Origin of the sequence: Kitasatospora sp. NPDC002965, from assembly GCF_040611255.1 — a bacterium.
GTDB lineage: Bacteria > Actinomycetota > Actinomycetes > Streptomycetales > Streptomycetaceae > Kitasatospora.
The window spans coordinates 184,399-191,804 of record NZ_JBEXNT010000003.1 but is presented as its reverse complement, the minus strand read 5'-3'; the positions used below and the strand labels follow the sequence as shown (position 1 = coordinate 191,804).

The 7,406-nt window shown below is 75.7% G+C and carries 3 protein-coding genes and 2 pseudogenes; 2 read left to right on the top strand and 3 right to left on the bottom strand.

The window, feature by feature from the left end:
• Both ABZY91_RS02860 and ABZY91_RS02855 read right to left on the bottom strand, forming a co-directional pair.
• The coding region (locus tag ABZY91_RS02860) for a hypothetical protein (protein ID WP_355399302.1) at nucleotides 1-1,032 on the bottom strand (1,032 nt) is incomplete at its 3' end.
• Between the two features lie 214 nt (nucleotides 1,033-1,246).
• Nucleotides 1,247-1,678, bottom strand: a pseudogene (locus tag ABZY91_RS02855) (universal stress protein); the annotation flags it as partial.
• 781 nt (nucleotides 1,679-2,459) lie between these two features.
• Between ABZY91_RS02855 and ABZY91_RS02850 the strand changes: the two are divergent.
• Nucleotides 2,460-3,806 (top strand): HAD-IA family hydrolase, encoded by a 1,347-nt coding sequence (locus tag ABZY91_RS02850; RefSeq protein ID WP_355399300.1) that lies wholly within the window; start codon nucleotides 2,460-2,462, stop codon nucleotides 3,804-3,806.
• A 125-nt stretch (nucleotides 3,807-3,931) separates the two neighbouring features.
• On the opposite strand, the gene ABZY91_RS02845 is transcribed toward ABZY91_RS02850, so the two are convergent.
• Nucleotides 3,932-4,711, bottom strand: coding sequence for a GNAT family N-acetyltransferase (locus tag ABZY91_RS02845; RefSeq protein WP_355399298.1), 780 nt, complete (start codon nucleotides 4,709-4,711; stop codon nucleotides 3,932-3,934).
• Nucleotides 4,712-5,724: 1,013 nt separating this feature from the next.
• Here ABZY91_RS02845 and ABZY91_RS02840 point away from each other — a divergent pair.
• Nucleotides 5,725-6,720, top strand: a pseudogene (locus ABZY91_RS02840) (helix-turn-helix domain-containing protein); the annotation flags it as partial.
• Between the last annotated feature and the right edge of the window lie 686 nt (nucleotides 6,721-7,406).

Here is a 7,406-nt window from a genome sequence, read left to right as displayed (position 1 = left end):
GACTCCCTCGGTCTGACCGGCGAGGAGACCTTCTCCTTCACCGGTGTGACCGAGCTCAACGAGGGCCGCACCCCGAAGACCGTCAAGGTCGTCGCCGGGCGTACCCGGTTGGGCGGCCGGAGCCGGGCCCTCGCCCTCGTATTCCCCCGGCGCCTCCGCCGCGAGCGGGCGGGGAGCCAGCGGGCGCCCGTCCTGGCCGACCGCCCCGTCCGCGGCCAGGCCCTCGGCCCGGGCCACGGCGGAGTGCCTGCCGGGCCGTGCCTCGCCCGAGGCGGTGCAGTCCAACGGCCGGCCCGGCTCCAGCAGACCGGCGGCGGACTGGCCGAGACAGCTGACCTGCCCCACCCCGGGGAGGAGGTCCACCACGCTGACCGCGCTGACCGGCGAGTCCCCGACCGCGTCCACCCGGTACCTCAGCAGGACGTCTCCGCCCACCCGCGCCACGGTGACGCGACGCCCGGGAAGCCGCTCGGGAGAGGAGGCCGGACCAGCCGGCGGGAGGGCTCCGTCGGCCACCGCCTCCCGGTCCCCGGGCGGCACGACGGAACGGGCGGCGGAACGGGTCACCACACCCGAGCCCGCCGGAACGCCGACCCGGGCCAGCGTCAGCCCGGCGACCAGTCCGAGATAGCCGGCCTCCGCGGTCACGACGGCCTTGGGGAGGCCCTTCGGAGCGTCCGCCTCGACCCGGACGACGGCCCGCTGCTGACCGCTCTGCGCCGGCAGGGTGGCCGAGCACTCGACGACACCGAGGGCGGGGAGCACGAACGGCTGCTGCCCTCCGCAGACCACCGCGGCCCCGGAGACCTGGGCGTCCTTCAGGACCGAGACGGTCAGCGGGTACTCCGCCTGGTTCGCCAGCCGGTAGACCCGGAGCAGCTGTTCGCCGGACCGGACCCGGACCCCGGTGCCGGTGGCCCCGTTGGTGCGGACCTCCAGCCGCACCGCGTCACGGGCTTCTCCGCCCGCCGGGCTGAGCGCCGACGCCCCGGGGGCGCCGGCGAGGAGCGCGAGCGGCAGGAGTGCCGGCACAGCGGCCGACAGGACGAGGAGGGCGGTGACACGGCGGGGAGCACGACGGAGAGGACGTCCGGGCGGCCCGGAATCGGGCGGAGTGGGCCGATTGATCACCTTGTCATTCTTCGCACCGCGCTTCCCGGCCGGGCGGGAGCGCGGTACCGACCCACCGGCAGGGGTGACACGTTCGGCCCAGCGGCAGGCCCGCCACGCCGTAGCCGGCGAATCGTCAGGGGATCACGATCACCGGACGGTTGGCCCGGCGGGCGAGGCGACCCGACACGGATCCGAAGATCTTGCCGAGCAGGCCGTGCGTACTGCCGACCACGATGGCGTCGGCGGCGTACTCACGGCCGACCTCCTCGATCTCGTGGCAGATGTCGCCGCCCCGTTCGACCAGGACCCAGGGGACGCCGGCGAGGAAGTCCGCGCAGGCGAGCTCCAGGCCGAGCACCTCGGTCCGGTGGTCGGGGAGGTCGACGAAGACCGGCGGTTCACAGCCCGCCCAGACGGTGGCCGGCAGGCGGTTGGCCACGTGCACGATCACCAGTCCGCACTGGGAGCGGCGGGCCATGCCCACCGCGTAGGCGAGGGCGCGCTCGCTCGACAGCGAACCGTCGAAACCCACCACCACACCGTGACGGAAGGCGGGGTCGCAGGAACGCGAGGACGCCGGCCGGACCGCCGGTTCTCCGACGGCGCGGGTGGGGCCGGAGGCGCTCGGCCGGTCGGCGCCCGGACCGGGGCGGCCCGTCACCGGGGGCTCCGCGCGGTCGTCGCGGTGCTCGTCCCGCCGGTGGCGGGAACCCGAGCCGGGGCGGCCTCGGCGCACGATGTTGCGGAGGGGCCGGGTGAGGCCACTGCTCCGGACGTCCGCATCCGGCTCCACCGGTCGGAAGGACTCAGAACCAGCCATGGCACAAGGCTCTTCGAAGGGGATGGGCTGACAGGAGAGGACATCGCTGCCCGAGCAGCAGGCCCGCCCAGGGGACGACGTCGGTCTGCGCCGCGCACCACCGTTGGTGACCTGTTCCTTTCAGAGTACGACGGGCCGGGGACTCGGCCCAGCCACAAGACCTCGGGGCGACACTGTTCCCGCGAACGGGGGATGTAACCCCCGTCGGCCGTACGCCCCCGGGCACGCTGACGCGCCCCTCCGGCGACAGAGGTTCCCTGGAGCTTGACGGAGCGGGCCGGGCGGCGCAACAGGCCACCGGGACACCGTGACCGGACTGTCATGGATCGATGACGATCCGTTGCCGCCCGATCACCGCGCGGCGGGCCCGCGGCGGGTCGTCCGGGGTCCGCAGGGCGAGCCCCACCTGACGCAGCCGCCCCCGGAGTGTGGCACCGAGCCCCCGTTTCGGCCATTTCGCACGGGTTCGCGACGCCGTCTGGCATTTGCCAGGTGCATAGGCACGGCCGCTGGCACCATGCTCGGCATGCCCCTGCTCCTGCTCGACCTCGACAACACGCTGCTCCCCAGGGACGCCGCTTTCCGGGCCTGGGCTCAGGAATTCCTGACCGAACGAGGGCTGCCGCCCGGCGACGTCGACTGGCTCTCCACCATCGACGGCGGCGGCTACGTACCGCGCAGCACCGTACTGTCCGCCGCCCGCCGCCGCTACGGACTGGACGAGTCACTCGACCGCCTTCTCGCCCACTACCGGCGCGGCATCAACTCCCACATCCACTGCCCGTCCCGCAACATCGACGCGCTGCGGGCGGCGCGGGCCGCCGGGTGGACGCTCGGGATCGTCAGCAACGGCGGCACGGGGCCGCAGCTGGAGAAGATCCGCCGGACCGGACTCGGTCCGCTGGTCGACGGCTGGGTGATCTCCGAGGAGGCGGACTGCCTCAAACCGGACCCGCTGATCTTCGAGATCGCCGCGCAGCGGTGCGGCATCGCACCGATCGGCGACTGGGCCAGCCACACCTGGATGATCGGGGACCACGCCCCCGCCGACATCGCCGGGGCCGAGCTGGCCGGCCTGCACAGCGTCTGGCTGCACCACGGCCGTCCGTGGGCCGAACCCGGCTACCGGCCCACGCTGAAGGCGGCCGGGCTGCCGGAGGCCGTCGGGCAGGTGCTGTCGGCCCGCGTCGCTCCGTCACCCCGGCCGGGGATCCGGGCGGGCGGACCGCTCGGGCGGCGGGCCGGCGACTCCGAGGGCGTCCCCCGTTCCCGGGATCGGGGAATCCCCGGTGCCAGGGCTCTCGCCCTGGCACCGGCCGGGACGGTCACGGCGTCCGCCGGCGCCGCGGTCCCGATCGGGACCGTCACCGCGGCCGGAACCGGCATCACGGCCGGCGGCACCCCGGCGGCCGGGACCGTCGTCACGGCCGGGACCGTCGTCACAGCCGGGAGCGTGACCGCGACCGGGGTCGCCGTGGTGCCGATCGGCCCGAGGTCCTCGGGGCCGGGCATGAGGGCGCAGACCGGCGTGCGGTCAGGCGCACAGTTCTCGCCGTCCGCCCTGGACGACGGGCATGCGCCTGTTGCCGCGAACGCCACGAGCTGTGCCACCCCGCATCCGGGGGCAGGGTCCGTTGTCCGAAACCGACCCGGCGGGTTTGCCGCCGACGGCGCGGAGCACTCCGCGCCTGCGGGCACCGCCGACGTGGTGGAACCGCCGGTCGTGCTCCCGTCGACGCCGGGCGGGCCGCCCGCCCGGACGAGGTTCGCGGTGCCGCCGGCCCGCAGGGTTCCGCGTCCGGTCGCCGCCGCCTCCCCGCGAACGGCCGGAGCCCCGGCGGCCCCGGCGCACCGCGCCGCCCGGACCGGATAGCGGGCGACTCGCGCCGTGGTCGCCGGGCGAAGCGCCGGAGCGTCCTCGCCAGAGACGCACCCGGGTGCCCGGGTGGGTCCGGCCGGCACAGGCCGCGCCGCCGGGCGGCTACGCCGGGAGCCTGCTCAGCGCGTCCACCAGCGGGTGCGGGCCAGTTCGGTGAAGCCGAGCCGGCGGTAGAGCGGCTCGCCTAGTTCGGTGGCCACCAGAGTGGCCGGACGGTCGGGGTGTGCGGCGGCCAGCGCCGTCCGCAGCACCGCCCGGGCCACTCCGCGTGAGCGCTGGGCAGGCAGGGTGGCGACCCAGTAGACGCCGGTGGCGTGGCCGTCGTCGTAGGTCAGGCACGCACCGGCGGTCACGCCGTCGACCCGGCCGAGCCAGGCCCGGCAGCCGGGTTCGCCCAGGAGCCGCACCGGCAGCTGGGCGCCCTCGGTCCAGGGCTGCCGGGGCAGGATCGGGAAGCCGTCGACGATCGCGCGCTCGGCCTCGGCGAGGGCTTCCGCCTCCAGGACCTCACCCACCGTCAGCACCTCTGCGGCGAACCCTCCCGAGCCAGTCGCCGGCCGTTCCGGCGGCAGCGGACCGGGCTCGCGCACCATCACCGCCATCCGCCGCCCGTGGCCGCAGCCCTGGCGGGTCAGGTCCAGCCCGCCGTACGGGTCCTCCACGGTGAGCCGTACGGTGTGCCAGGCGGCGAGCAGGTCCGTCAGTTCCGCTTCCACCGCTCCCGGTTCGCCGGTGGGGCGGGTGACCACCACGCGATGGGCGTCGTCCGGGGTGCGGGCGCAGCGGACCGCGGTGAAGCCGGGGCGCGTGAGGTACTGCCAGCCGTGCGCACGCGCCTGGGCCAGCCAGAGTGCGGCGGCGTTGTCGTTGGCCTGTTCGAGCCGGCTGAGGATCTCCACTCCAGGACGGTAGCCTTGACGGCCCGTCCGCGCTGTCCGGCCCCGGCCCTGGCCGGATGAAGCCAGGGAGGCGCACACATATCGGCCGTGCGCCCTCGCGTGCACCGCCGATTTTCGGTCAATCTCGCGCGACTCCCCCGCCCTTGGGCAAATCCGCAGCCCAGACGCGCCGGCCGGGTGCGCCGGAGCCGGACGTCCCAGGACCCGTCCCGCGACAACCAGCCACCGTTGCACCGGCCCCCTTCCCAGAAGGGTCGACGGGTGCCACGCTTCGTGATCGAATGCATCACGCCAAATTGCCATGTCGACATAGCGTCGGATGGTGAACTTGTCACAACGGCAATGGTCCACCCGATAGATTCGATCTTGGCCAGCAGTGCCGCACCACCACACCACACCACCGAGGGGGCTTGAGCGCCTTGAGCAGGGTGAGCAGGAGCGACGCGGGTCCTGACAGCGGCCAGACCGCGGCCGGCATCGCGGGTCGTTCCGCGAGAGGCACCGGCAACAAGGCCCCCGCCGTCAACACCCGCACCTCCGGCACAGCCTCGTACCCCTCCTATTCCGCTGCGGCCACACCCGCCCCGGGAACCACTTCCGCACCAGCCGCCCCCGGCGGCCCCGGTGCCTCCGGCTCCCCGGGCACCCCACCCTTCCCGGCCTCCCCGGAGCACGGCGGACGCACCGTCAGCCGATCCGGAGTCAGCCACGGGACCGGGTACGGCATCGGCTCGGACGGCCGGCACGGGCAGTCGGTTACCGGCCAACCTGGCGGCCACCCCGGCGGCGGTCACCCGGGCGGTCACCCGGGCGGACAGGAGAGCGGATTCACGACCTTCGCCGCCGCTCCGACCGGCGCGCTCTCCGGCCCGGCCCTGGCCGGCGCCGGAACGTCCGGCGGGATCCCGCCGGGATCGCTCGGGCTCGGGGTGTCCGGCCACGGCGCGGGCGGACACGGCGCGGGCGGCCACGGCGGACCGGGCTCCGGCCTCAACGGATCCTCGACTCCGGTGATGGCGGTCTCGCCGCGCAAGCTCTCCGGCCGGCGCAGGCGCGAGACCGTCGCCGTGCTGATCTTCGGCGGCGCACCGATCTTCGAGAGCTCGATCCCGCTCTCCGTCTTCGGTGTCGACCGCCAGGACGCCGGGGTGCCGCGCTACCGCCTCCTGGTCTGCGCCGGCGAGGAGGGGCCGCTCGCCACCACCGGCGGCCTCACCCTCTCCGCCCCCTACGGGCTGGAGGCACTCGCCCGGGCCGGGACGATCGTCGTACCGGCCTGGCGCTCGATCTCGCAGCCGCCGCCGGTCGAGGCGATCACGGCGCTCCGCAAGGCGCACCACGAGGGCGCCCGGATCATCGGCCTCTGCACCGGCGCGTTCGTGCTCGCCGCCGCCGGTCTGCTGGACGGCCGCCCGGCGACCACCCACTGGATGTACGCCCCGACCCTGGCCAAGCGCTACCCGCGGGTCCACGTCGACCCGCGCGAGCTCTTCGTGGACGACGGCGACGTGCTGACCTCGGCGGGCACCGCCGCCGGGATCGACCTCTGCCTGCACGTGGTCCGCAGCGACCACGGCGCCGAGGCGGCCAACGCGCTCGCCCGGCGGCTGGTGGTGCCGAGCCGTCGCAGCGGTGGCGGACAGGCCCAGTACATCGACCAGTCTTTACCTGAGGAGATCGGCAACGACCCGCTTGCCGAGGTGGTCACCTGGGCGCTGGAGAACCTCAACCAGCAGTTCGACGTCGAGGTGCTGGCGGCTCGTGCCTACATGAGCCGACGGACCTTCGACCGGCGCTTCCGCACGCTCACCGGCAGCGCGCCGTTGCAGTGGCTGATCACCCAGCGGGTGCTCCAGGCCCAGCGGCTGCTGGAGACCTCGGAGCTGTCGGTGGACGACGTCGCGCGCCGCTGCGGCTTCCGGTCGCCGGTGGCGCTGCGCGGGCACTTCCGGCGCCAGCTCGGGGTCTCGCCGGCCGCCTACCGGACCAGCTACCGGGCCCGTCGGCCGGGCAGCGTCTCGGCCGCCCAGGCCGCGGCGCAGGGCAACGACCTCCGGATGACCGGGGCCGTGCCGCAGCCCGCCACGGCCGCCGCCCCGGCGGGCGGGACGGTCCCGGGTCAGCACGGTGCGCACGGGCAGGCGTCGGTTCCGGGCTTCCCGGGCGGCGCCGCGGCGCACCCGGGCCAGCACGGGCAACCGTCCGGCCAGGGCGTCCACGCCCGGGCCGGGCAGCCGTACCCGCACCAGCCGGCGGGGCACCAGCAGCATCCCGGCCAGCCCGGAACCGGACGCGGCCCGGCACGGCCGCCGATGGTCCCGGCGCAGCCCGGTCCGAACGCGGGCCGGCCGCCCCGGACGGCGGAGCACGCCGCGGCCGAGGACGGGCACCCGCAACCGGGCGCCCGCGGCCAGGGGCAGGGGCACCGGACCGCGGCCGACCGGCCGCAGGACGAGTCCCCGGCGGCCGGACGCGGTCACGGCGCGGCCGGAGGCCGGCTGCCGGCGCCCGCACCGGCCGGGACCCCCGAGGCGCGGGCCCGGCAGGCCCGGGCCGGTCAGGTCCGCCCGCAGGGCGGCCGGGCCGCCGCGCCGGAAGGTGTCCGGGAGCCCCGCGACGCCCGGGCCGCACGGGACGGCCGTCCCACGCATCCGGCCCACCCCGGCCGGGAGAACCGTGAACCGGACGGTCACGC